This is a genomic window from Synechococcus sp. MIT S9508 (assembly GCF_047303045.1).
Classification (GTDB): Bacteria; Cyanobacteriota; Cyanobacteriia; order PCC-6307; family Cyanobiaceae; genus Synechococcus_C.
This window is the reverse complement of sequence record NZ_CP138941.1, coordinates 1,918,787-1,941,516: the sequence shown is the minus strand read 5'-3', so window position 1 is coordinate 1,941,516 and position 22,730 is coordinate 1,918,787. Positions and strand designations below refer to the sequence as shown.

General features: G+C 54.1%; 25 protein-coding genes and 1 other RNA gene. 14 read left to right on the top strand and 12 right to left on the bottom strand.

Translation table 11 applies throughout. From position 1 onward, the window contains the following. Positions 1–2: 2 nt before the first annotated feature. Positions 3–980 carry a ligase-associated DNA damage response exonuclease gene (locus SIB42_RS10695; RefSeq protein ID WP_067094852.1) on the bottom strand — a complete coding sequence of 326 codons (978 nt, stop codon included), beginning with the start codon at positions 978–980 and terminating at the stop codon, positions 3–5. Positions 981–1,033: 53 nt separating this feature from the next. Further along, complete coding sequence (gene nadA / locus SIB42_RS10690; protein WP_067095108.1) at positions 1,034–1,966, bottom strand: quinolinate synthase NadA; 933 nt, start codon at positions 1,964–1,966, stop codon at positions 1,034–1,036. 63 nt (positions 1,967–2,029) lie between these two features. Between nadA and SIB42_RS10685 the strand changes: the two genes are divergently transcribed. The 3 genes from SIB42_RS10685 to SIB42_RS10675 all read left to right on the top strand — a co-directional run bounded on the left by SIB42_RS10685 (position 2,030) and on the right by SIB42_RS10675 (position 4,949). Next, positions 2,030–2,875 carry a TIGR04168 family protein gene (locus SIB42_RS10685; protein ID WP_369818445.1) on the top strand — a complete coding sequence of 282 codons (846 nt, stop codon included), beginning with the start codon at positions 2,030–2,032 and terminating at the stop codon, positions 2,873–2,875. After that, positions 2,869–3,963 carry a hypothetical protein gene (locus SIB42_RS10680; protein WP_067094849.1) on the top strand — a complete coding sequence of 365 codons (1,095 nt, stop codon included), beginning with the start codon at positions 2,869–2,871 and terminating at the stop codon, positions 3,961–3,963. The genes SIB42_RS10685 and SIB42_RS10680 overlap by 7 nt, the downstream gene beginning before the upstream one ends. Positions 3,964–4,211: 248 nt before the next feature. After that, complete coding sequence (locus tag SIB42_RS10675) at positions 4,212–4,949, top strand: glycoside hydrolase family 104 protein (protein ID WP_067094845.1); 738 nt, start codon at positions 4,212–4,214, stop codon at positions 4,947–4,949. Positions 4,950–4,970: 21 nt separating this feature from the next. Here the strand turns inward: SIB42_RS10675 and SIB42_RS10670 are convergent, their stop codons facing one another. Then, positions 4,971–5,768, bottom strand: coding sequence for a TPM domain-containing protein (locus tag SIB42_RS10670; RefSeq protein WP_369818444.1), 798 nt, complete (start codon positions 5,766–5,768; stop codon positions 4,971–4,973). 47 nt (positions 5,769–5,815) lie between these two features. On the opposite strand from SIB42_RS10670, the gene SIB42_RS10665 reads away from it, so the two are divergent. Continuing rightward, positions 5,816–7,039 carry a class I SAM-dependent methyltransferase gene (locus SIB42_RS10665; RefSeq protein ID WP_067094840.1) on the top strand — a complete coding sequence of 408 codons (1,224 nt, stop codon included), beginning with the start codon at positions 5,816–5,818 and terminating at the stop codon, positions 7,037–7,039. Here SIB42_RS10665 and aroB read toward each other — a convergent pair whose 3' ends face one another. Next, positions 7,040–8,167, bottom strand: a complete 1,128-nt coding sequence (gene aroB / locus SIB42_RS10660; protein WP_067094837.1) for a 3-dehydroquinate synthase — start codon at positions 8,165–8,167, stop codon at positions 7,040–7,042. A gap of 77 nt (positions 8,168–8,244) precedes the next feature. Between aroB and SIB42_RS10655 the strand changes: the two genes are divergently transcribed. From SIB42_RS10655 to SIB42_RS10640, 4 genes are all read left to right on the top strand, one after another. Then, positions 8,245–9,141, top strand: a complete 897-nt coding sequence (locus SIB42_RS10655) for a carbohydrate ABC transporter permease (protein ID WP_067094834.1) — start codon at positions 8,245–8,247, stop codon at positions 9,139–9,141. 63 nt (positions 9,142–9,204) lie between these two features. Next, positions 9,205–10,371 (top strand): 5-(carboxyamino)imidazole ribonucleotide synthase, encoded by a 1,167-nt coding sequence (locus SIB42_RS10650; protein WP_067094831.1) that lies wholly within the window; start codon positions 9,205–9,207, stop codon positions 10,369–10,371. A gap of 1 nt (position 10,372) precedes the next feature. After that, positions 10,373–10,556: non-coding RNA, 6S RNA (ssrS, locus tag SIB42_RS10645), on the top strand. Positions 10,557–11,053: 497 nt separating this feature from the next. After that, positions 11,054–11,491 carry a hypothetical protein gene (locus SIB42_RS10640; protein ID WP_067094826.1) on the top strand — a complete coding sequence of 146 codons (438 nt, stop codon included), beginning with the start codon at positions 11,054–11,056 and terminating at the stop codon, positions 11,489–11,491. A gap of 1,210 nt (positions 11,492–12,701) precedes the next feature. Here the strand turns inward: SIB42_RS10640 and SIB42_RS10635 are convergent. Then, positions 12,702–13,001, bottom strand: coding sequence for a hypothetical protein (locus SIB42_RS10635; protein WP_156485181.1), 300 nt, complete (start codon positions 12,999–13,001; stop codon positions 12,702–12,704). Positions 13,002–13,397: 396 nt separating this feature from the next. Continuing rightward, a complete protein-coding gene (locus SIB42_RS10630) occupies positions 13,398–13,676 on the bottom strand; it encodes a hypothetical protein (RefSeq protein WP_156485180.1) in 279 nt (92 codons plus the stop codon). 146 nt (positions 13,677–13,822) lie between these two features. Here SIB42_RS10630 and SIB42_RS10625 point away from each other — a divergent pair, with 146 nt between their 5' ends. Then, a complete protein-coding gene (locus tag SIB42_RS10625) occupies positions 13,823–14,002 on the top strand; it encodes a hypothetical protein (RefSeq protein WP_067094818.1) in 180 nt (59 codons plus the stop codon). Between the two features lie 27 nt (positions 14,003–14,029). Then, a complete protein-coding gene (locus SIB42_RS10620; protein ID WP_067094815.1) occupies positions 14,030–14,437 on the top strand; it encodes a hypothetical protein in 408 nt (135 codons plus the stop codon). Positions 14,438–14,477: 40 nt separating this feature from the next. Here the strand turns inward: SIB42_RS10620 and SIB42_RS10615 are convergent, their stop codons facing one another. Both SIB42_RS10615 and SIB42_RS10610 read right to left on the bottom strand, forming a co-directional pair. Continuing rightward, positions 14,478–14,900, bottom strand: a complete 423-nt coding sequence (locus tag SIB42_RS10615; RefSeq protein ID WP_067094812.1) for a hypothetical protein — start codon at positions 14,898–14,900, stop codon at positions 14,478–14,480. Between the two features lie 276 nt (positions 14,901–15,176). Continuing rightward, positions 15,177–15,452 carry a DUF2103 domain-containing protein gene (locus tag SIB42_RS10610; protein WP_067094809.1) on the bottom strand — a complete coding sequence of 92 codons (276 nt, stop codon included), beginning with the start codon at positions 15,450–15,452 and terminating at the stop codon, positions 15,177–15,179. Between the two features lie 79 nt (positions 15,453–15,531). Here SIB42_RS10610 and SIB42_RS10605 point away from each other — a divergent pair, with 79 nt between their 5' ends. Then, positions 15,532–15,759 (top strand): hypothetical protein, encoded by a 228-nt coding sequence (locus SIB42_RS10605; RefSeq protein WP_067095102.1) that lies wholly within the window; start codon positions 15,532–15,534, stop codon positions 15,757–15,759. A 25-nt stretch (positions 15,760–15,784) separates the two neighbouring features. On the opposite strand, the gene SIB42_RS10600 is transcribed toward SIB42_RS10605, so the two are convergent. Next, entirely contained in the window at positions 15,785–17,173 is a 1,389-nt protein-coding gene (locus tag SIB42_RS10600) for a BCD family MFS transporter (RefSeq protein ID WP_067094806.1), read from the bottom strand. 37 nt (positions 17,174–17,210) lie between these two features. Then, the gene (gene clpS, locus SIB42_RS10595; protein WP_067094804.1) at positions 17,211–17,507 is read right to left on the bottom strand and encodes an ATP-dependent Clp protease adapter ClpS; all 297 of its coding nucleotides are present in this window, start codon (positions 17,505–17,507) and stop codon (positions 17,211–17,213) included. Positions 17,508–17,579: 72 nt separating this feature from the next. Between clpS and petN the strand changes: the two genes are divergently transcribed. Together petN and SIB42_RS10585 are read left to right on the top strand one after the other, a co-directional pair. Further along, positions 17,580–17,681 (top strand): cytochrome b6-f complex subunit PetN, encoded by a 102-nt coding sequence (gene petN, locus SIB42_RS10590; protein ID WP_066907630.1) that lies wholly within the window; start codon positions 17,580–17,582, stop codon positions 17,679–17,681. A gap of 104 nt (positions 17,682–17,785) precedes the next feature. Further along, a complete protein-coding gene (locus SIB42_RS10585) occupies positions 17,786–19,282 on the top strand; it encodes a hypothetical protein (RefSeq protein WP_156485179.1) in 1,497 nt (498 codons plus the stop codon). Here the strand turns inward: SIB42_RS10585 and psb29 are convergent. Further along, positions 19,279–19,959: a photosystem II biogenesis protein Psp29 gene (gene psb29 / locus SIB42_RS10580; protein WP_067094801.1), complete on the bottom strand. Its 681-nt coding sequence runs from the start codon at positions 19,957–19,959 to the stop codon at positions 19,279–19,281. The two genes, SIB42_RS10585 and psb29, sit on opposite strands and share 4 nt — an antisense overlap. Positions 19,960–20,040: 81 nt before the next feature. Between psb29 and clpP the strand changes: the two genes are divergently transcribed. Further along, entirely contained in the window at positions 20,041–20,631 is a 591-nt protein-coding gene (gene clpP / locus SIB42_RS10575; protein ID WP_067094799.1) for an ATP-dependent Clp endopeptidase proteolytic subunit ClpP, read from the top strand. Between the two features lie 137 nt (positions 20,632–20,768). On the opposite strand, the gene ftsH is transcribed toward clpP, so the two are convergent. Beyond that, entirely contained in the window at positions 20,769–22,682 is a 1,914-nt protein-coding gene (gene ftsH, locus SIB42_RS10570) for an ATP-dependent zinc metalloprotease FtsH (RefSeq protein ID WP_067094797.1), read from the bottom strand. Positions 22,683–22,730: the final 48 nt, after the last annotated feature.

The following is a 22,730-nucleotide window of genomic DNA, read 5'->3' as shown; positions in this document are numbered from 1 at the left end:
GTTCAGTTGAGCTGATCAAGCGGTTTGGCATCAAGTCCGTGTCTCTCGCTCAGAAAGCGCGCCAGCACATCGCTCTGGCCGTGGGTCACATAGACAGATGCAGCTCCAGTGTTCAGCACCGTGCTGACCAACCCATTCCAATCGGCATGATCACTCAGCACGAAGCCTCGTTCATAGCCACGCCTCCGCCGGGCTCCCCTCACTGCCATCCACCCGGATGCAAAGGCTGTCTGTGGCGAGCGGAACCGCCTCATCCAGGCTGAACGATGGGCGGAAGGCGGCGCAAGGATCAGTCTTCCTGCCAGGGACTCCTTGCGGGGAAGCTCGCTCACAGGCCGACTCGCCGTCATCGCCACACCTGCCTCGCGATAGTGGCGCGTGACGGTTTCAACGGCACCATGGAGAAGCACTTCCTCTTCCACTCCAATGGCTTTCAGCTCGGCTAGCAGACGCTGAGCTTTGCCGAACGAGTAACAGAACAACAGCGAGGGCCGCTCGCGGTCTCCATGCCACCAGTCTCGGATCTTCGTTGCCACTCGTTTCCCGGTATCCCATGCATAAATCGGCAACCCGAATGTGGCTTCGGTGATTAGCACGTCGCAGGGCACCACCTCAAACGGTTCGCAGCTCGGGTCAGGGCAGCGTTTGTAATCACCGGTCACCACCCAGACCTGATCCTCAACCATCAAGCGAATTTGAGCTGATCCCAAGACGTGGCCAGCGCTATGGAACGACAAACAGGCCTGATTGAGCCAGAACTCTTGGCGATAAGGCATGGAATGCAGAGTGATGTCTCGGCCCAAGCGTTGTCGCAGCACACCTTCACTGATATCCACAGCCCAGTATTCGCCGCATCCAGGTCTGGCGTGATCAGCGTGGGCGTGAGTGATCAAGGCTCTCGACACTGGCCGTGAGGGATCGATCCAGGCGTCTGCTGCTCTGCAATACAGACCGCTGTCGGTTCGCTCGAGAACGTTCATTCATCAACTTTGGCAAGCCTGAGCTGCTGGCGTGTCCCAGGCTCGTGAGGGCGTCACTTGCTCATTTCGAGCATGCGTCGGATCGGCGCTTCAGCCTTGGAACGAATCGACTCCTCCATGGTGATCTGCGGTGAGAGTGTCTCTAGACAGTCGCGCAGTTTTTCCAGGCTGTTCATACGCATGTATGGACAGGCATTACAGCTGCAGCCATCGAGGCCAGGAACATCAAGCAATTTCTTCTCGGGGACCCGCTGCTTCATCTGATGCAGGATCCCAGGCTCTGTGACAACGATGAACGTGTCGCAGTCGCTGGTTTCGGAGTGAACCAGCAGTTTGCTTGTGGATCCGATGAAATCGGCAAGATCCAGCAGATTTTCCTGGCATTCCGGATGGGCGATCACTTCAGCGTCTGGATGATCCAGTTTCAGCTTGATCAGTGCTTCTTCACTGAAGGTTTCATGCACAAAACAACGTCCAGGCCAGAGCGTGAGCTCGCGTCCGCTCTGGCGTTCCACCCAACGTCCAAGATTGCGGTCGGGAGCAAAGAGCACGGGTTGCTCCTCTGGCAGCTGTTTCACCAGATCCACGGCATTGCTGCTGGTGCAGATCAGATCGCTTTGGGCCTTCACTGCCGCCGTGCAATTGATGTAGCTCACCACCAGATGGTCCGGATGGCTTTCGCGAAAGCTGGCGAATTCATCGGCAGGGCAGTCGTCGGCCAGTGAGCAGCCTGCATCGATATCAGGCAGCACCACTATTTTTTCAGGGCTGAGGATCTTGGCGGTCTCCGCCATGAAGTGCACCCCGCAGAACACGATCACCTCGGCATCAGTGTTGGCAGCCTTTCTCGACAGCTCAAGCGAGTCACCGATGAAATCGGCGATGTCTTGAATTTCGGGCTCCTGGTAATAGTGCGCAAGGATTACGGCATTGCGTTCCTGGCGGAGCTGGTTGATCGCCGCGACGAGTGCGGTGTCAGAGCTCATCGGGGCCATCTGGGGCAGGATGGGACCAGCCTAGAAGTCGTCCTGAAATCACTCCGTGTTGCCATTGCCGGAGACCTCCATGGTGACTGGGGGACAGAGGATGTGGATCTGATTGAGCGACTGCAACCGGATGCACTCCTTTTTGTGGGGGATCTCAGCGATGGAGACCTACGCCTGGTCAAGAGCATCACCCAGCTGTCGCTGCCTGTGGCGATCCTGCTTGGAAATCATGACCGTGGACGCGACAGAAGCGGAGATCTGCTGCAACGGCAAATCACGATGCTTGGAGCCCGGCACTGTCCATGGCAATTGAGAGCATGGAGCCAGCCTGCGCTGGCGGTGGTTGGTGCCCGTCCATGCAGCGCAGGAGGTGGATTTCACCTGTCTCAAGCGGTGCAAGCGGTGTTCGGGCCCATCACAGAAACACAGTCGGCCGACTGGATCGTCGATGCTGCCAAGCAGGCCCCTGAGCACTGGCCTTTGATCGTGCTGGCCCATTCCGGTCCGACGGGGCTGGGGTCAGCTGCGGACAGCCCCTGCGGTCGTGATTGGAAGCAGCCCCATATCGACTGGGGCGATCGTGATCTGGCAATGGCTCTAGACCGCATGCAGCGAACTCGTCCGGCTGACCTTGTGGTGTTTGGCCACATGCACCATCAGCTCAAAGGACGACGCGGTGCACGGATCACGTTTCACCGCGATCGTCGAGGCACTTGCTTTGTGAATGCGGCATGCGTGCCAAGAATTGGTGTGGATGAATCAGGCCGGACGCTGCATCACCTCACTTGGGTGGAGTTCTTAGGCACTGAACCATCGTTGGTGAGTCACCGTTGGTACCGCCCCAGTGGTGAACTGATCTATGAGCAGACTCTGTTGCGCCATGCCATCAAAGGGCAGGCGTCATGCTGATTTACGTGTGCGTGAGTACGCATGGCTATGGCCATGCCGCGCGTCAGGCAGCTGTTCTGATTCAGTTGCACCGACTCCAGCCGGATTGGCAGCTTGTAATCAGTTCCAGCGTGGATGAGACCTTCCTTGCTCTAGTGCTTCGCCATGTGCCGGTCGGCAGAAGAACAGTTCGCTGGGATGTGGGCATGCTTCAGGCCGATGCCTTGGTCGTGGATCAGCAGGCCACCCTGCAGGCACTTCAGCATCTCGAGAACGAGCTTCCCCAGTTGGTGCAACGAGAGGTTGACTGGATTCGCGAGCAGGACAGCCAGTGTGTTGTTCTCGCTGATATCCCGCCTGCAGCAGCCCAGTTAGCTCGTCAGCTTGACGCTCCCCTGGTTTGGATGGGCAATTTTGGCTGGGATGAGATTTATGCGCCCTTAGGCGGCGCTTTTGTGGATTGGGCTAATCACGCTACAGCGGCTTATCAAAGCGGAGCGCTGCTGTTGCGCTGTCCGTTGTCCTTGCCCATGAACTGGTCGCTACCGGAACAGGCGCTGGGGCTTGTGTCAGCAGATCCGGAGGCGCTTCCACTCGATCTGGAGAGGCGTCTTCGCGCTGATGGTCGAACCAAGGTGCTGGTGGGGTTTGGTGGACTCGGATACTCGCTTCAAAGCGACCTTTTCAAACGCTGGCCTCAACATCTGTTCCTGATGCCTGCACCCAAGGTTTCCAGACAGCTCGAGCAGCTTGGTCAGATCGCGAATGTGCTGTTGTTGCCTGAAACGATCAGGTTTCTGGATGTGATGCCGTTCTGTGATCGACTTCTGGGCAAACCCGGATTCAGCAGTTTTTGTGAGGCGATGAGCTGCGGTGTCGCACTTCACGTGGTGGAACGCCAGGGCTTTGCTGAGGCGTCTGTGCTGATGGACGGTTTGCGATCACATGCTGACCACAGGATTCTCAGTCGACAGTCGCTGGAATCTGGTGATTGGAAGCTGGATCAGCCTCTGGAACCTGCTGCTGGTCCGCCCTTGAGTGCTGGCGGTGCAACTCAAGCCGCTGAAGCGATTCGCTTGGTTGCAATCAACAATGTTAAACAAGGCTGATTTTTACGATTAATTGAGCTTATCTACGCTTCAAAGCGTTTCTGTCTCTGGACTTTTGAGCTTGTCCTGACAACAGCAGCTTGCATGACGATCCTCCGCCTGTCACAAACCCTCTGTGATCAGAGGCATCGGTTCGACACAGTTTGCCCGTGTTTTAAAGCACTGGATTCATTGAATCCCACGATTTAGCTCACAAATTCACTTCTTAAGTGTCATTAGAGCTTGATTCTGTTCCTTGACCGATCTGTATGACTTCCCTTGCTATCAAAGCCTGTCGTTGCATCCCAGGCGCTGTTGCAAGTGTTGTTTCGCTGTTCACCATTCTCCCTGCTCCTGCGGTTCGCTCAGCTCTTCCTGCCCTGGAAAGCTCCCGTTCCAGGTTGGTGATGCTCGAGGAGGATGCAGAAACTTCAGCTCTCCCTTACGTCATTACCCCCGAGCGTCGCGCGATGCTCAACACCATCCGCTTCGCTGAAGGTACCTGGAAGGGTGGTCACGATCTTGGCTATCGCGTCATGTTCGGTGGCGGTTTGATGCCATCGATGGATCGTCATCCCAACCGGGTGATCTATTCCTCTCGTTATGCAAGTGCTGCTGCTGGTGCATACCAGTTCATGCCATTCACCTGGGACATGGTCAAACGCCGTCTAGGCGTTCGAGGGTTCGGCCCAGAAGTTCAGGATCAAGGCGCTCTATTTCTGATTCAACGTCGCAAAGCGCTTCGTCTGACTGACAACGGTGTGATGACACCTCAACTCGCGGCATTGTTGGCTCCTGAATGGGCATCCTTCCCCACCCTTCGCGGCAGAAGCTATTACGGACAACCTGTAAAGCGTTTCACCAATCTCCAGGGATTCTTCAACGTGAATCTGGCTCAATTGCGCAAGATTCGCGACGAGCGGCGTTCAGCTCTTTCTGCTCAGAGTTCCACTCCAACCAAGGTTGATGCTTCAGATTGCCTAGGTCCGGCATTTTCATGCAAATAGCGCTGAAGCATCCCGCTTGACTCAGCCCTCTTCGCTGGATTCGTTCAATTTCCGTCCGACCGTCGCTCCGGCGATCAGATAAGCACCAATTCCTCCAGCCAGGAAACCCATTCCATTGCGGATCAACGGCAGTAGTTCACTGGTGCGTGTGATCACGGGTGCTACTCCGAACACGCCAAAGAGCATCACCCAAAGAGGTGACAGTAATAACAGCCAGCCCCAGGCGATCAGTTCACCCTCTTTTCGTGGATAGGCCGCGAATCCCGCAATCAGGCCACCCAGGATTGAGGTGCTGAGCGTCCAGAGCCACTGTTCCGTCGGCAGGCCTGGCACAACCTGGCATCCGCCACGGTCCAAGCACAGTTCAACGGCATCCAGTGCCGCCAGGATGGCTCCGTCTTCTCCGTGATCCTTCACATAGAACTGATTGCCGTAGCGGGTTTGCAGTTCAACCCACCAGGTGCGCGGCATCAGCGCAAACAGGGCATCGCCCACATTGAAGTTGAGCAGATTGCCCCCACGCGGATCCGCTACCAGCAGCAGGCTGCGTTCGTCCAGTCCCCAGAATTCCTTCACTGCCAATCCTGGAGTGCGCTCGTATTGGGTCAGCACTCTCAGCTTCCAGCCGCTGCGTTGCTCAAAGGCGTCGAGAGACGTTTCCAGTGACTGGCGCTGCGTCTGGCTCAGGGCCTTAGCAAGATCAATCACTGGGGTCGGATGGTCTGGGAGCAGATCGGGATTATCAATGGCCCCAGCAGGCGCTGCGACCATCAGCAGCAGCACTGACAGGCTCAGCAGGGCCTTCAGGCCACGCATCATTGCTTGGACACCCATGATTTAGAGCGAGTGCACGCCATTCTCACCACATGAAGGCCTTTGATGTGCCCTGCCCCGAATGGCTGCGGGAGCGATTGCAGCAGCATGGCCAGCGGGTGCCCTTCTCCACCTTCATGGACTGGGCCCTGCATGACCCTGATCACGGCGCCTATGGCAGTGGTCAACTGCATGTGGGCATGTCTGGCGATTTCGTTACTTCTCCATCCCTCGGTGAGGATTTCTCAGGCCTTCTGTTTCATCAGCTGATCGAATGGCTGGAGTTGCTGGCCGTTCGCCATCCGGAAGGCCGGCTTTCGATCGTGGATGTGGGGCCAGGAGAGGGGGATCTCATCGCTCAGTTGATCCCCCTTCTTCAAGCTTCCGCAGCTGAATGGCTGCCGCGTCTGGAGTGTGTTCTTGTCGAAATCAACCCTGGCATGCAGCAGCGCCAGAGAGCGCGGCTCGAGTCAGTGGGCAAGATTCCCTGCCGCTGGGTTGTGTTGCAGGAGCTCGCCGCTGAACCGGTCAACGGCATCATGCTTGCCCATGAGCTGCTTGATGCTCTGCCGGTCGAGCGACTCATCCTGAGGGGAGGCTCCCTTCGGCGGCAGATGGTCACTCTTGAGGCCTTTGATGGATCTGAGCCCCTGCTCCGATGGGATGAAGATCCTTTGCCTCTACAGCTTGAGGCTCAGATCCAAAAGCAGGCGGATCGTGATGCCTTGGAGCTTCCGCCAAGGGGGGCGTTGGATGGATGGGCCACGGAATGGCATCACTCCGTTGCTCCTTGGATGCAGCAGGCATATGCAGCAATGAGCGATGGGATGTTGCTGGTGGTCGATTACGCCTTGGAGTCAAGCCGCTATTACGCTCCGCGCCGGTGCGATGGAACCCTGCTCGCCTACAAACGCCAACAGGCTTCAACGGATGTTTTGCGTGATGCGGGTTCTCAAGACATCACTGCCCACCTATGCCTGGAGTCCGTGGTTGGTGCGGCCTCCGAGGCAGGCTGGTTGTTTACCGGACAGTGCCGTCAAGGAGAAGCATTGCTTGCCTTGGGTCTGGCAGAGCGACTGACCGCATTGCAGCAAATGCCAGCTGATCAGTTAGCGGAAGCGCTGCGTAGAAGGGAAGCCCTTCTGAGACTTGTCGACCCCAGTTGTCTTGGTGAGCTGCGTTGGTTCGCCTTTCTTCGCAACACGCCAACTGCAGCGGACAACGGACTTCTCGACAGTCGTTTCCTGCGGGAACCGATTCCGCGTGAACCGAGCTGATCAGTTGAGGGATGCAAGGCAGCGACTGACATCCTCGTTGCTGATTTCGTCACTGATGATCACGTTGCCGATCCGGGTCGGTAGGACGAAACGCAGTCGCCCGTGACGGACCTTTTTATCGCCTTGCAAGGTCCGCAGTGCAGCCTCCCGATCAAGGGTCGGCCAGGCCACGGGCAAACCGGCCTTCTCGATGAGTTTCAGCTGGCGCTGTTGATCAGCTTCGCTCCAGAGACCTTTCTGGACGGCGAGGCGACCAACTGCCGCCATGCCGATCGCCACGGCTTCGCCATGGAGCCAGGTTCCGTATCCGGTCAGGGTCTCCACCACATGTCCAAAGGTGTGGCCGTAATTGAGGATTGCGCGCCGGCCTCCTTCTCGTTCATCGTCGGCGACAACGGCAGCTTTGGCTTCCGCGGAAAGCACAAGGATGTCGTGCAGCAAGGTCGGATCCATGGCTGCGGGATCGGAGAGGTCTGAAGCTTCCTCAAGACGGCTGAAGAGGTCGGGGTCTCCGATCACTCCGTATTTGATCACCTCCGCCATGCCAGCGCGGAATTCCCTCACAGGGAGCGTGTTCAATGTCAAAGGATCAATCACCACCAAGCGTGGCTGGTGGAAGGCTCCGATCAGATTCTTTCCCTTTGGATGGTTCACACCGGTCTTGCCACCGATGGAGGCATCGACCATCGAGAGGAGAGTGGTCGGGACTTGGACGATGCCAATGCCGCGCAGCCAGCATGCCGCTGCAAAGCCCGTCATGTCACCGACAACGCCACCTCCCAGCGCCAGCATCAGGGAGGTGCGTTCAAGACCCTCCTGCTGTGCCTTGTCGAGGATCAAGCTCAGTGTTTGCAGGGTTTTTCGTTCTTCACCCGCATCGATTTCCAGTAGCACGGGGTTGAAGCCTGCCGCTCTGAGTCCGTTCAGGCAGCTGCCGCCATACGGCCTGGCGACGTCAGGATTGCTGACCACAAGAATTTTGGTCCCTGACCGAATGGGTAGATCAGCCAGCGCAGAACCGATTTCTTTCACCATCGAACGGCCGATGATCACGTCGTAGGGATTGCGCTCCAGGGACACCGTGATTGTTGTGCGTTCCTGCAAGTCAGCTGCCTGCACTGTGCTCATGGGCTGATGCTGCGGTTGCGATCCGCGTGGGATTCCATCGACTGACCTTATCCTCAGCCGCAAGCTCTTTGAGTTCGATGAACCCTGCCTCCAGGCTAGATCGGCGTACAAGCTTCACCGCCTGGGCTTTTCTTGCGCCTGCACTCACGCTGTTGAGTCTTTCCGTGCTGATTCCTGCCGCAATGGCTCTGTTGATCAGCTTTACGCAGACAGGGCTTGATGTGTCAGAGCCGCTGAAGTTCATCGGCTTGGCCAATCTGCGCAGGCTCGCTGGTGATCCGATGTTCTATCGGGTCTTAGGCACCACCCTCATTTATCTCGTGGGTGTGGTGCCTCCGATTGTTCTTGGTGCCCTGGCCTTGGCCGTCCTCGTCAATCGTGTCTTGCCATGCATTCATTGGTTGAGAGCTGCGTTCTACACACCCGTGCTGGTCTCGATTGTCGTTGCAGCCATCGCCTTTCGTTGGCTGTATGCGGAGAACGGTCTGATCAATGGCTGGCTTGAAGCCTTGATCGGATCCGGTTTCATTCCCATCGACTTTCTGACCAATCCGTTGCTGGCACTGCCTGCCGTAATGCTTGTGACCCTTTGGAAAGGACTGGGGTACTACATGGTGATCTTTATCGGAGGCCTTCAAGGGATTTCCAAGGAGCTGTATGAGGCTGCTGAACTCGATGGCAGTGAGGGCTGGAGGAAACATCTCGATATCACTCTTCCGCTGTTGCGTCCTTACGTGACTCTGGTTGCAGTGATCTCAGCCATTGCTGCCACCAAAGTTTTTGAGGAGGTTTTTCTGATGACACAGGGAGGTCCCGCCGACTCAACTAGGACCCTTGTTTATTACGTATATGACCAGGCTTTTGCAGAGCTTGAGATCAGCTATGCCTGCACTGTCGGTCTTGCCCTATTCCTGATTGTTTTGCTGCTGACGGCGATCAGGTTCGCCTTCAGTGAGGAACGCTCACTGATCTAGGCCAGGTCCCTTCCACGTCCCTGAGGGTCGGATGGCAAGCTTCAGAGGAGGACATCAGTGGCTATGGCCAGCGCTGCCGGGACAATTGGAGTTGTTGGGGGTGGTCAACTCGCACTAATGCTTTGTGAAGCAGCGAAGTCGCGAGAGGTTGATGTGATCGTGCAGAGCGCATCTGGCCAGGATCCTGCGATGGCCGCCGCTCAGGAGCAGGTCTCAGGAGCACCAACTGATGTTGCTGCCACGGCTGAACTGTTGAAGCGCTGCCAGCACATCACCTTTGAGAATGAGTGGATACCCGTTGATGCCCTAAGGGCATTGGAACGTGATGGGGCGGTGTTTTCTCCTTCCCTCGTCAGTCTGCTGCCGCTGGTGAACAAGCTGTCTCAGCGCCGCATGCTGGACGATCTGGCGATTCCAAGTCCGGCCTGGATTGGGCTGGATGAGGTCAACACCGACTCACCGGCTCTTCCCGCCGGCTGGACGTTTCCCGTCATGGCCAAAGCGGCCCATGGCGGTTACGACGGCAAGGGAACCTGCGTGATCAGTGATCTCAAGTCTCTTCGCAAGCTGTTGAGCAGCGTTTCCGTCGAGGATTGGCTGCTGGAGACCTGGGTGACTTACGAGCGTGAGCTCGCTCTGGTCGTCAGTCGTGATCAGCAGGGACGAATCCGTAGCCTTCCACTGGTGGAAACGCATCAGAAGAGTCAAGTTTGTGACTGGGTTCTTGCTCCTGCTCCAGCTGAGCAACTGCTGGAAGCCACCGCTTACAACATTGCAGCGTCCTTGCTCACAAGCCTCGATTACGTGGGTGTGATGGCGCTGGAATTCTTTTACGGCCCAGCAGGTCTGATGGTGAATGAGATTGCGCCGCGGACGCACAATTCAGGTCACTTCTCGATTGAGGCGTGCAGCAGCAGTCAGTTTGATCAGCAGCTCTGCATTACTGCGGGTCTGCCGGTTCCGACAACCGACCTTGTGGTGCCTGGCGCGATCATGGTGAATCTTCTTGGTTTGCAGTCTGAAGGCGTGGAATCCTTGGAGAAGCGGCTTGCTGCTCTGGAGGCCATCCCCAGCTCTCATCTGCATTGGTATGGCAAGAAGGAAATGCTTGGAAGAAAGGTTGGTCATGTGACTGTGCTGCTTGACCAAGCCGATGCCGATGCGCGTGGCATGGAGGCTGAAAGGCTTTTGAAGCAAATTCGTGAGATCTGGCCGAATCCCTTAAATTGAGATTGGACTACCTGGTTGGTGACAGCCTTTCTCTAGTGCTCTGATCTGACTCTCTTTCGACTTGGGGTGACTGTCGTGAAGGTGCCGTAAACCGGCCTTGTAGCCGGAAACGAATCCTCACTTTGTTGCCCCTTCTGGTAACTCCAGGTCGAACACTGGGGCTCGCACGGTCAGGTGGTCCACCCATTCCAAAACAAAGGTGCAGCAGCTGTTTTCAAGGATCTGCATCTGTGAGCGAAGTTGGTAGACCACTACCCAATACCACTACCCAAGCACTACTGAAAACCAGTCGAGGATTTGGGATCAGTTATGTCAGGCGGAGCTGAAAAAAGAACTCGAACGGATTGAGCGAGATCTGGATTCCAGCCCGCCTTCAGGAAAGCCTCCGGTCAAGAGAGGCGTTCAATCCGGCTCACCTGATGGGCCCTCAAGAAACAACCACCTTGATGCTGTTGTTGTCGGAGCTGCACTGCTCGCAGCAATCGCGTTCATCACCTTGCTTGGTGAAAGCCTTAGCCCGAAGCAGAAGACCCAGCTCACCGCTGCATCGATGGGTGGCGCCGCAGGACTGTTGGTCGGCTACGGCGTCGAGCGAATCAAACGCTGACCCACCTGGTAAGTGCAAGCCGGACGGGTGCCCCGAGTGCGGGTGAGGCATCATGCGCGGACTCGTGCCTGATCCATGCTCCTCCGTCTTTCCATTGGACTGCTTGCTTCTGTTGTGGGCTGCTCTGTTATGCCTTCAATCGCACATGAGGGGATAAATGGATCAAACATCTTTTACTTTGAATGCAAAGGCAGGAGAACACAGGGATCTGGTGTTGCAACAGGCCTCCCAATGAACTTTCCAGTTCGTGTTGAATACAAATTGGATCTAGATGCGTCGACCCTCACAGAGGTAGATATCGACACTGAACAGTTATCTGCTGGGAACGAGCCAATTGACATCAAAATCTATGGGAAAACACTTACTACAAAGTTCACCAATGACAGGCTGAATAAGGATTATGAAATTCAGATTCGTGGTGATGAGCGACTGTTTTCGATAACTGTATTTCCGTCGAGTGGATTTGATCCTGACGCTTGGTATGGACAATGCCTCAATAGCAAATCCCTCTAAAGCATTGACCGACCTAGCAGAGGGGAATTGCGAGCCTCAATAACCTGCCTGGTTTTAACAGGATGTTGACAACAAAAGGCCATGGCTTGGTAGCAGACGGAATGTAGCCCAGAGCACATAAGTTATGTAATGATTATTTGGCCTGCAGAGGAAATCACGATATATAGTCATTAATTCAAAGGAGGATTATGGAATTGCCCAAATACACCTTTGTTGATAAAGATGCTGGTTTGATTGAAGATTGGGTGAGACAGCGAATCAAAGACTTGCTTTTGAGCAAGCGATTCCAGGATGCTGATGCGCTTTATCGTGAGTTTGATGTTTGCGAAACTAGTGCATAGTCCTCGCTGCCGAAGTCAAGCAAAAAGAAACCTAGCCGAAGGCGGGGAGACGGATTTGACCTCTGCCGCTGAACGAGTATTTGCAGGATTTAATAGTAAGAAAACATATTTTTGAATAAATGTTATTGGGGAGGGCTTATTGGAAGACCTTTGAATTTCGGTAGAATGCGCTTTGGATCGCAAAGTCTAAAAACGTTTTTTGGAAACACTATGTAATCACTAAGGGCCGAAGACTGCATACTTATTGCCATTTTTATGTTTGGGAGGTCGTAAATGTCTAGATAATACTGGCTCAAAAGTTCATCAACAGCGCTGTGTTTTACGATACCCTTCGAGACTGATTCACAATTGTAGATTGCAAGTGAAATAATACTGAAGACACCCAAGAATTCAGACACTTCCTTGTCGTTAGATAATTCAGCCATGGTGTCTAAAAAGTTTTTATTTAACTCTGCCATTCTCTCTCGCTAGGCGCTCTTTCTTGCGCTCTCAAAGGCAATGGGGAGATAGCAACAGACAAGGTCAGTAATGCGATCGAAAGGCGGCGAAGCATGAATCAGGCATCAGTCCGCGCATGATGCCGAGCTTTGCTTGGTTGTGCCCGCTGGTTCAAGGCTGATCTGGTCAAATGTCATCCCGGGCTGCTGACCCTGCCAGATGTGCTTAGAAGCTTGGGGCCCGACCTTCATTGGGGACCTGGAAGCCTGACTCCTTGTCTTCCTCTAACTCTTCCAGCGAAATGACCATCTCATTTTTTCCCTCTTCAGAGACACCCTCGACCGTCGGCCTCTTCTTGAAATCGAGAGGTTCATGGCGCGGAAGCGATGGCATTGGCGTCAACCAGAATGGAGGCCGTTGGCCCAAGGTATTCACAGGGGCCGCTTATTGCTGTGCATTTTTAGAAGATGCCCGAGCATTGAGATATCAACATACCTTTGGTCATCCATGCTCATTTTTGTTTCACTCTCTGAGTGCCAGTCTTTATCCCATTTCCTCTTCTCCACTTTCTCTATCTGTGTGAGTCCATCTACTATCTCTTGTTCATTGTCTGCCATTGAAACAGCAGTGGCAAACCATTTCTCAGAAGCCCTGTAATTCTTGACTGCTCTATCCTTTTCTGCAACAGCTTTGCCTGAGGCCTCTCTCTCGTTTAAGAGCAGCACTGCCATGACAAACGAACTCACCAAAAAGAAAGCAGTCAAACTTTTTCAATCGATATATAGGCACTTTAGATGCCTGTTATTTCTTAGCGGACCTGCATCCTCTAAGTATTTTCTCTTAAGAGATTAGACCTAGGTAGTTTATTCCTCGACACAAATAAATTGACCATCGATGGAAAGTAGCTTATAGATCACTAACTCGGGAGCAAGGAATGTATGAATCAATGCCAGTATCCGGCTCATCTTCTATTGCTGAAAGATGGGATGCACTTGAAGAATATTTTGTTTGCATAACAGAATGCGATCTCAATGATGAAAACTGCATTACTAGCTGCCTGATGACTCATTTGAAAATAAACGACGGATCAGAAGCGGCATAGCCCAATCTTTGCTCACCAAGTTGGCTCAGCAATAGTCCACCCACAGCTCTCTTTCGGTCTTCAGCAGTGCAGGCTCACCGACGGGCATCTGTCTGTCGTGATCGACAAACACGCGCTGATCTCCTGCCCCAGGTGCTTGATGGATCTTTTTGAAACCGGTCACTCCAATAGTCCTTCGGAGTCGTGAGCCATCCGTCCATACCCCTCTCTTGCTCTTTAAGGACAGGTTCTCCGGGTCCTGCTCTTGAACTGTCCCTGTCTCTCGCCATCCGCTTAGTGGTCGTTGGAGCAAGGGATGGGCCATGCAAGAGGACTTTCTGAACCTGCTCCTGATCGTTTGCTGCAACAGCTCCGAGACGTGGCTTCTCCCGTTTTGTTGCACAAAGTGGTTGCCTTAAGCCAACCTTAAGGAGTCGCTTTCATCTCCTTCTGGGTTCGGGCCCTGATGCCATGGCTGCAATCATCCGCTTTGTATCCGGCCCGGAACCGCTATGGCGGCGCTGCCTTGAGCGTTGCTGGGTCCTGGAATGCGACATTGATCCGCTGATTCTTCAGGCTCGTTGGCTTCACCACCAAGGGCAGCATCACGATGCAACTGCTGTGGAAGAAGAGCTACACCCTGTGTTCTGAAGCTTTGCGCTTGTGAGACGTCATCATTTGGCAGTCGCAATTGCTGTGCTGATTGTGGCTCCCTCCTGTTCGATGAATTACCCGTCAAGATCTGAAGCGGAGAGTGCTTGTCGTGAATGGCAGGCGCAGGAAGCCAAGGTTGATTACGAACGCGAGTTATTAGGTTTTGAAAAAAGAATAAAATTTGAACAAGAGAATCCAAGGCCAGATGCAGCTTTTTGGGACGATCAGATTATTGACTGGGAAAAGCAAAAATTAGCTTATGCTTCAAAGACGATTGTTGAGAGTGTCGTAATGAGTTCTCGCTACTGCCAGTCGGAGCAAGAAAATTCTCGGTTTTTAGGTTTTGAAAATGACGCGATTAAAAAGGGCACCTATCGGGATGAGGCGGGAAAAAAGGGCGAGTGGAGAGTTGTTAAAAATTTTCGTTATTGAGACTTTTGCGATTCTCTTATGACGTTTTCAAGCGATGTTATCAGCCTTTCCGCGGATCATTAATCGTTCTATCATCGTGAATGACTTGCAGACCCTTTAAGTTAAGACGAGTTCCAACCGTTTCTTCGTCTTTTATTAAATAGCCGGTCTGAACAAAGATGAGTTTTGCCGTGATCTCGCTATCCATGGATAGCTTCTGATCTTTGAGCGTTTTGTAGTTTTGATCAACGATTTCAGGAGTTTTTTCTTCGTTCCAAGAAAATACGGCCTGATACCTATTCCCTTCGATTGGATGCCATGGTGCAGGATTGATTTTACATGAATCAGGGTTGCCGGCTTTTGCCAATTGGTGCTGCAGCTCATCAGTCCTGTCGTCTTCTAGTCGTTGGACAAGCTCCTTGGGCAAAATTGCCGAATTGCCAGTGAGTGTAACAGGCTCTTTTGTGATGATTACTTGTCTCATTACAGGACTCTCAGGTTTGATTTCGTTAATACCGTTGTTGAGAATGCTCGCATCCTTTGTTTCAGCCTGTCGATCTGCTCCTTGATTTGAAATAAGTTCTCCGGCTTGCCTCTCTACTCACCAATGCCAGTGTTGTTATTAAATAGTTTATTGATTTGTCCGGTATTTCTTCTTTGTTTTTTGATGTCTGAGATCTTGAAATGCCTGGTTGATTCATGTTTTCAGAAGGCCCCTAAGAAGTTTTCTTGTCTTGGGTGAGTCTGATTTACCGACAACTTACGGACTGCTGGTCTTGATGCGCCTCAGCAGTTCATCTTTGGCGAGTTGCGTTACGACAAATACTTCTTGCGCGCTCGTGCCTTTGCGGGCCAGCATTTTGAAGCCGCCTGTGACCGGTATTGAAACGCGTAACTGAAGGCCTGAGCTGTGACCTCGCACCCTGGAAATCACGCCCGGAGTGATCGTCTGGATCTCCGGATCTCTGGCAAGAACCTTCAGCCAGGGGATCAACCCCTCCACATAGGTACTGTGCGTAATGACCAAGCGCCCCACAGAGAGTTGCTGCTTGCTGAACGTTGTGCTGGTCGAAGCTAGTGGATTTGGCTACAGAGAAGAGAGAGATCTGCCAGCCATGCTCCGATCTGTCGACAGGCTGCTTTGTGAGGTGACCGGTCCTTTGCAGGACCGCTGCGGTCCCCAGGCCAGGGTTCTAACGGCGGAGGTTCACGGTGATGAAGTCCGGGGCTTGGCGTTTTGTCCTGGCAAGGTTCTTCGATACGTGTTGGCTGCTCGTAACAGGCGCATCAAAACAACGGAGATGCTTCGTTTGGCTCGCAGCAGCAGGCAGCCTGCTGCTTGAGCACCAGCCTCATCAATGGCTTGATTCAGTCGAGCTCACTCGCCAGAACCGAGCTGAGTGCTTGTTCGACTTTGGCTTGAAAGAGCTTTGTGTCCACGCGTAGAAGCAGCAGACCTGCGGCTAGAAGACCGACAGCCTGAACAACAAACACTCCGGCGTAAGCCTCAAAGCTGTTTTGTGATCCAGTGAGTTCTCCGAACAGGCTAAGCAGCGCTCCGCCGCTAATCGTGGCGAGCCCTCGCGCATAGGCCTGGGCAAGCCCCCAGACACCGATGAAAGTTCCCGCCATCAGTGGCGAGGTCAGACCGAGCATCAACGTGAGGCTTGCATTGGTGCTAATCCCAGCTCCAACTCCGAACAGAAACAATGCTGCTCGGAATAGTGGAGTTGAAGCCAGCAACCCCGCGACGACCATCATCAGCACAAAAAGTGCTGAGAGCACTCCACCGGTTAGTGCTGTCCGCTGGGCGCCAAGGCGTGGAGTGATCAGGAACCCTGTTGCAGCAATGCCCAGCAATGTTCCGATGCCCCAGACGGCATTGAGCCGAGTGGTTGTACAGAGGTCCATGGCGAAAACGACTCCGCCGTAGGGCTCCAGGACAGCTTCCTGGAGAAACAACGCGAAGGTAAACAGGGACAGAACAGCAAAGAAATACCCCACCTGTGGAGATCCTTTCAGCACTGTCCACGCGTCACTCAGAGACATTTCCTGAGTGGCTGCTAGTCGTGAATGGTGTCTGCCGATGTCAGGCTTCAGGCGTGGCTCTACCCCTGTTATTGAAGCCACGACAAGCGTGAAGATCACCAGCGGAGCCACCGTGATCAACCGTTCCACTCCGGAGATCAGATTGCTCAACTCGGCTGTGGCGCATGAGGAGCCAAGAAACGAACTCAGCAGAATCGCTCCCGCCACGATCCCCACCATCAGCATCGACCACACGATGGAGACCAGAGCAGGTCGCTGTTTTTCAGTGCTCACATCAACCAGCAGCGCTGCAAACGGCGTGGAGCTGGCTGCGATGGCCAAGCCGTAGAGCACAAACACCAGAGCCAGGATCAATCCTCTCCAGATCACATCGGCCTGACTTCCGGAGTGGGATGCTGCCGCGAGCCAGAGAACGGTGTGGCCTGCAATCCATGTCAGGACGCAGAACGCCGCTGCACCGCCAATGATGAAAGGAGTGCGACGCAATTGGTTCCAGCGGCAGCGATCCGATTGCTGTCCGAACCAGATTCTTGAAAAGGCAACCAGCTGTTGACAGCCCAGAGCCAGCGCGGTCAACGCGGCAGGCACCTCAAATTCATCGATCAGCAGTCTGTTGAAGATGCCAAGGGTCAGAACCGAGAGAGCGCCAAGACAAGCCTGAAACAGGCCCAGGCGCAGTGCAAGGAAGATGAACCGTGCTGATCCCACGGATTGCAGAAGCGATTCGCTGACCTTAGGTGGGGCTTCAGCAGCGCTCGACTGGAGCCATCGTCAACCCTTCCGAACCAAGCTGTTGGTGATACAGCTCAGCCTGTTCAAGGGGACCACACCAGACCTCGGCACGTCCTTCTCCGTCGATGCGTCTGGCCAGAGCCCAGGCTCGATCAGCATTCATGCCGGGAAGGATCTTGCACAGGCACTCCACCACATGCTCAAACGTGTTGACGTCATCGTCGAGCACGATCACTCGGGCTTGTGGGTAGCGCTGCGTTGTCCCCTGGCGTTCAAGAACCGTTGCTGCACCGGGTGATGACGAAGTCATGATGTCTCGTGAACAGACGGGATGAATCCGCAGGGAAGCTTAGTTACACTGCCGTCAACCAAGAGATCCACAATGCTTTTCACCCTGGGCTGGGCTTCTCTCGCAGCTGTGTTCAGCTTTTCGATCGCCATGGTGGTGTGGGGTCGTAACGGTGACGGCTCCATTAATTTCTGACGTGTACGAGACTCTTCAGTCTCCCCTGGTCAACCAAGGACTCGCTGTTACAGCTGTAGCACTGCTGGTCTTTGTTAGCGGATCTGTGATTTATCTATCCACCATTGAGTGGAGAGATCGGCGTCGGCGCCGGTGACAAAGTGTTTGAAGCTGCTCTCTTGAGTCAGAGGTGGGAGCGTTGTCGCGACCAGCTGTTGCGTTCAACAGCCACATTCGCCGGAATCTCGCTGCTCGTGGGATCTGGTTGGATCGGGTTGCGACTGTCGAACAGTCGACTGCACTGGGCCGATGACAGTTCAGCGTCCTCCTTGGCTCAATTGTCCGGGGCGCTCATTCTTGTTCAGAGTTTCCGCGGCGACCCGAACCGAGCCGTTCCGTCGCTCTGGGCTGAGCGTTTGGGTGTCCAGCCAGCCACGGATCTTTGGCGACGCTACGGCCGTTCCATGTGGTGGCAGGGATGGGCACAGGACGGTGGTGCCTATCTGATTCTTGCGTCTTCCACGTTTCCTCCGCAGCTTCAGGGGCTGCAACGCCAGCGCGTGGGCTCGATGCAGGTCCTTGCCTCCGATGCATTGCACCGCCAGCAGTTGCTGCAACGCTTGAAAACCAACCAGGTCTCAACGACCAGCGTGCAGACCGACAGCCTTTGGGCTTCTTGTCTTCATGCGCTGTCAGAGGCGCCAGGGGTGATCTGGAACGCTGATGCCCTCGCAACACTCAGCGGAACGCTCGCGCCTCTCCTTCAGCAGGGTCGTGAAGGTTGTGTTCAGCTTCGGCTTCAGGCCAATCAACTTCTCTGGGAGGGGGTGATCGGTCGTCGACCGTTGAGTTCGCTCACTATGAGGAGCTCCTTATCGTCCTCAGGCTTAATCGAAGCGTCTTCAGATCAAGCATCCAATGATTTGAACTCGACTGATACAACATCCAGTGAGCTCACATTGCTTCAGGTTGATGGCGATCGTGTGGATCTGATTTTAGGAACGCTGCTGTCGCGTCAGATCATTCAGGCTCCACTTGAGGAGCATTACGGAATCAATGCTGCGATGCGCAGCAAAATCGCTGACCTTCCTTTCTCTTTGAGGCTTCAGAGCCGTGCGAGCGGTGCTTACAAGGCTGGTTTACAGGTTCAATTGCCCTTGACCGGGAGTGCGCAGCAATGGGCACAGATTCTGAAAGCAGTGTCGGAACGCCTCGACTCCAGGGGGTTCCAGAAGCTTCAGGACGATCGGGTGTCATCAGAGCGTGAAGCTCCCATCCTTTGGCAGCGACGTGATGATCCCGATCCGACCACCGTCGGTGGCTGGCTGATCATCCAAGGTCAGAAATCACCTGTTATGAGCATGGGATTTGGAACTGAACCTGCTGCTCAGCCCTTCCTTTCAACTCAGATGCCGCAAAACCGTTTGTCCCTCAGAGTCAAAGGCGATCCGCAGCGTTTAACCCAGATTGGTCTGCTTGGGGGACTTTGGCCTAAGCCTGTGCGGAGAGCATCTAGCCTGAATATAGAAGTCAAGCCACTCAAGATCTCTGCTAGTAGCCAGCTCGCCAGACAGTCGTGGTGGAGAGTCAGTGGAAGCCTGACGCTCACACCAGACTCTTAATCCTTGGCAGCTTTTTCAGCCTTCTGTCGCTCGCGCTTGCGTCGCTCAGCAGCAAGCGTTTCCTCCATGAGCTCAACGGCCTGAACCATCTTTTCGAGGTTGCTGCGGTAAAGCCCCAGATCCTTCTCCAGGCGGGGACGAGATAATCCGATCTCCTCACCGATGGCGTGAACGGTTTTGCTCAATTCCTCTGGATCATCACTCTTGTTTCCCTGAGCTTCGGAGAGCAGGCTGAACAATCCAACTGCGACGAGACGGGAGTAGTGGAATTCATCTCCGGTCACTGCTGAAAGACCACTTGCTAGAGGCTCTGGAGCACCTTTCCCCTTTGATTTCAACCAGGCCTGGACATCGTCAACGGTGTGTCCCTTGACGGCTTTGCTGCTCCCTTGCGCGAGAGCTTTGATCTCATCGCCGTCAAACCCATTACAGCTGCAGAGAGCCGCAAACAAAGGGTCGAGTTGTGTTTCTGGGCGATATCCCTTCGTGAAGGCCTGGAAGACCTGACACAGGCCAACTGCGAACAACGCATTGATCCTGAAGTGAGTTTGATGACTCAGCAGGTGAAGTTCCACCAGCAGCTCATCTGCTGTGCGTCGATACAGCGAAGGAATGACGTAAGGGAAAGCTGTGTGAAAGGCTTTCTTGCTGTCAGCGATCGTCTGGGACCCAGTCAAGCTCTTTTAAGGCTGTCTTTAAGGCAAGACCATAGCGCTGCTGTTGCCGCCGTTAGGATTCAGCAAGTCAGCAGGCCCAACATGATCCCCATCGTCATTGAGGAATCCGGACGCGGGGAAAGGGCGTTTGATATCTATTCGCGCTTGCTGCGCGAGCGAATCATTTTTCTTGGTGAAGCGGTCACCAGCGAGTCGGCAAATAGGATCGTTGCTCAGTTGCTGTTCCTCGAAGCAGAGGATCCCGAAAAGGACATCTACCTGTACATCAATTCACCAGGCGGTTCTGTCTACGACGGTCTCGGGATCTTTGACACCATGCAACACATTAAGCCTGATGTCCAGACAGTTTGTGTCGGCCTTGCTGCAAGCATGGGTGCTTTTCTCCTTTGTGCAGGTACCAAGGGGAAACGCAGCAGTCTTCAACATTCGCGCATCATGATCCACCAGCCTCTTGGTGGTGCAAGGGGTCAGGCCAGCGATATTCGTATTCAGGCTGATGAAATTCTGTTCTTGAAAGATCGTTTGAACAGAGAACTTGCTGACAGAACCAGCCAGCCTCTTGACAAGATTCAGGCCGACACCGATCGTGATTTCTTTATGTCCCCCTCTGAAGCGAAGGACTATGGATTGATTGATAGCGTGATCGATAAGCGGCCTGTTCATTCAGTGTGATTCTTGCGACTTTCATCCACAAAAACTCCCTGTTTGGGAGTTTTTTATTGTCTAATTTCTTGAGATCAATGAAATGATCCCAATAAAAAATCAGGCTCATTTAAGAACCTGAATCAAGGGAGAGTGATGATTTCGACTTAATTCAGAACCGGAGAGAAACGATCTTTCTCTGGAATTGTGGTGTAGTTAGCGAGAACTTCTCGAAATTCATCGCCATCCATCGTCTCTTTTTCAATGAGCAATTCAACTAGACGATCCATCGCTTCGCGCTGACCTTGTACAAGATCCAGAGTTTCTTCGTAGCACTGCATCACGATGCCGCGAACCTGTTCATCAATTTGCTTTGACGTGCCTTCAGAGGTGTCGCTACGCGTCATCAGATCTCTGCCGATGAACACTTCCTGGCTTCCTCCTTCGGTGGACATCTGGCCAAGTCCGCTCATTCCATAACGGGTCACCATTTGGCGGGCGATTGAAGCAACCATCTGGATGTCTCCGCCAGCACCCGTGGTGACTTCGGCGTATCCGAACACAACATCTTCAGCAGCGCGACCTCCAAGGGCACCCATGATCCGTGCTTTGAGCTGAGAACGGGAGACGAGCATTTGCTCTTCATCAGGGGAGAACCAGGTCAGCCCCTGAGCTTGTCCTCGCGGAATCAGGGTGACTTTCTGGACGGGATCGTGGTCCTTCACGAGGCTGCCGACCAGAGCATGTCCCACCTCGTGATAAGCAATCAAACGCTTGCTGCGTCCATCGGTGAGCGGATGACCTTCCAATCCCGCGATGATGCGGTCGACGGCATCATCAATTTCAGCAAGGCTGATGGTTTCCTTGCGGCGACGAGCTGTAAGGATCGCTGCTTCGTTTAGGAGGTTGGCCAGGTCGGCACCCGTGAAACCAGGAGTCCTGCGGGCAATGCTTTCAAGAGAAAGATCTTCAGCAAGTTTTTTATTGCGTGAATGAACCTTGAGAATCGACAAGCGGCCCTTGATGTCAGGAGCGTCGACGGTGACCTGACGGTCGAAACGACCAGGACGCATCAACGCCGAGTCGAGCACATCAGGACGGTTGGTTGCAGCAATGATGATGATTCCACTATTTCCTTCAAAACCATCCATCTCGGTGAGCAGTTGGTTCAGTGTTTGCTCACGTTCATCGTTTCCACCACCGATTCCAGCACCACGCTGACGTCCAACCGCATCGATCTCGTCGATGAAGATCAGACATGGGCTGTTCTCCTTGGCGCGCTTGAACAGGTCTCGCACTCTGCTGGCTCCAACGCCAACAAACATCTCCACAAATTCGGAGCCTGACAGAGAGAAGAAGGGAACACCTGCCTCGCCAGCAATGGCCTTGGCAAGGAGTGTTTTGCCAGTGCCAGGAGGGCCCACCAACAACACACCCTTGGGGATTTGAGCTCCGACGGAAGTGAACTTCTCTGGCTGCTTGAGGAATGTCACCACCTCTTCAAGGTCTTGCTTGGCTTCGTTGACGCCTGCGACGTCATCGAACATCACGCCTGTCTCGGCTTCCATCGCAAAACGAGCTTTGGTTTTTCCGAATTGCATGGCTTGTCCAGGACCGCCAGGCATGTTGTTGCCGCGACGTGCCAAGAAAATCAGAGAACCGATCAGCAGCAGTGGGAACAGCAGGTTGCCGAGGATCCCTAAAGCAGGGGGCGCCGTCTTCGGTGGATGAACGTCGAAGCTGATGCCCTCAGTCTTGAGGGTGTTGATCAACTCCGGTGCCAAACCTGGCAGATCAACTCGCAGACGCTGGACTCGGTTATCGAGATCGGGATCAACCGCCTCAACCACCGCATCACGTCCACCGTCATAGATGTCGACGGATGTGACGCGCCCGGCCTCCACGTAATCGAGGAAACGGCCGTAGCTCATCCTGGCAACTGCGGTGTTGCGGGGAGCCTCAGTTGGGCCCCCTGGCTTCAGGTTGCTCAGCGCTCCGCTGCCGAGGAATTGCAATGCCAGCAGCAGAGCAACAGTGATGGGAAGTCCCCAGAGAAGGATCTGCCGCCAGCGCTGATTCATGGCATTGATGAAGATCCGATGATCGTAAGAGCTTCGGGTTACAAACTG

What these genes read in the sequence shown, in the direction of transcription:
- SIB42_RS10695 (WP_067094852.1), bottom strand. Translation starts at nt 980, where the DNA reads ATGAACGTTCTCGAGCGAACCGACAGCGGTCTGTATTGCAGAGCAGCA.
- nadA (WP_067095108.1), bottom strand. Translation starts at nt 1,966, where the DNA reads ATGAGCTCTGACACCGCACTCGTCGCGGCGATCAACCAGCTCCGCCAG.
- SIB42_RS10680 (WP_067094849.1), top strand. Translation starts at nt 2,869, where the DNA reads ATGCTGATTTACGTGTGCGTGAGTACGCATGGCTATGGCCATGCCGCG.
- SIB42_RS10675 (WP_067094845.1), top strand. Translation starts at nt 4,212, where the DNA reads ATGACTTCCCTTGCTATCAAAGCCTGTCGTTGCATCCCAGGCGCTGTT.
- SIB42_RS10670 (WP_369818444.1), bottom strand. Translation starts at nt 5,768, where the DNA reads ATGATGCGTGGCCTGAAGGCCCTGCTGAGCCTGTCAGTGCTGCTGCTG.
- SIB42_RS10665 (WP_067094840.1), top strand. Translation starts at nt 5,816, where the DNA reads ATGAAGGCCTTTGATGTGCCCTGCCCCGAATGGCTGCGGGAGCGATTG.
- aroB (WP_067094837.1), bottom strand. Translation starts at nt 8,167, where the DNA reads ATGAGCACAGTGCAGGCAGCTGACTTGCAGGAACGCACAACAATCACG.
- SIB42_RS10655 (WP_067094834.1), top strand. Translation starts at nt 8,245, where the DNA reads ATGAACCCTGCCTCCAGGCTAGATCGGCGTACAAGCTTCACCGCCTGG.
- SIB42_RS10650 (WP_067094831.1), top strand. Translation starts at nt 9,205, where the DNA reads ATGGCCAGCGCTGCCGGGACAATTGGAGTTGTTGGGGGTGGTCAACTC.
- SIB42_RS10640 (WP_067094826.1), top strand. Translation starts at nt 11,054, where the DNA reads ATGCTCCTCCGTCTTTCCATTGGACTGCTTGCTTCTGTTGTGGGCTGC.
- SIB42_RS10635 (WP_156485181.1), bottom strand. Translation starts at nt 13,001, where the DNA reads ATGGCAGTGCTGCTCTTAAACGAGAGAGAGGCCTCAGGCAAAGCTGTT.
- SIB42_RS10630 (WP_156485180.1), bottom strand. Translation starts at nt 13,676, where the DNA reads ATGGCCCATCCCTTGCTCCAACGACCACTAAGCGGATGGCGAGAGACA.
- SIB42_RS10625 (WP_067094818.1), top strand. Translation starts at nt 13,823, where the DNA reads ATGGCTGCAATCATCCGCTTTGTATCCGGCCCGGAACCGCTATGGCGG.
- SIB42_RS10615 (WP_067094812.1), bottom strand. Translation starts at nt 14,900, where the DNA reads ATGAGACAAGTAATCATCACAAAAGAGCCTGTTACACTCACTGGCAAT.
- SIB42_RS10605 (WP_067095102.1), top strand. Translation starts at nt 15,532, where the DNA reads ATGCTCCGATCTGTCGACAGGCTGCTTTGTGAGGTGACCGGTCCTTTG.
- clpS (WP_067094804.1), bottom strand. Translation starts at nt 17,507, where the DNA reads ATGACTTCGTCATCACCCGGTGCAGCAACGGTTCTTGAACGCCAGGGG.
- petN (WP_066907630.1), top strand. Translation starts at nt 17,580, where the DNA reads ATGCTTTTCACCCTGGGCTGGGCTTCTCTCGCAGCTGTGTTCAGCTTT.
- clpP (WP_067094799.1), top strand. Translation starts at nt 20,041, where the DNA reads ATGATCCCCATCGTCATTGAGGAATCCGGACGCGGGGAAAGGGCGTTT.
- ftsH (WP_067094797.1), bottom strand. Translation starts at nt 22,682, where the DNA reads ATGAATCAGCGCTGGCGGCAGATCCTTCTCTGGGGACTTCCCATCACT.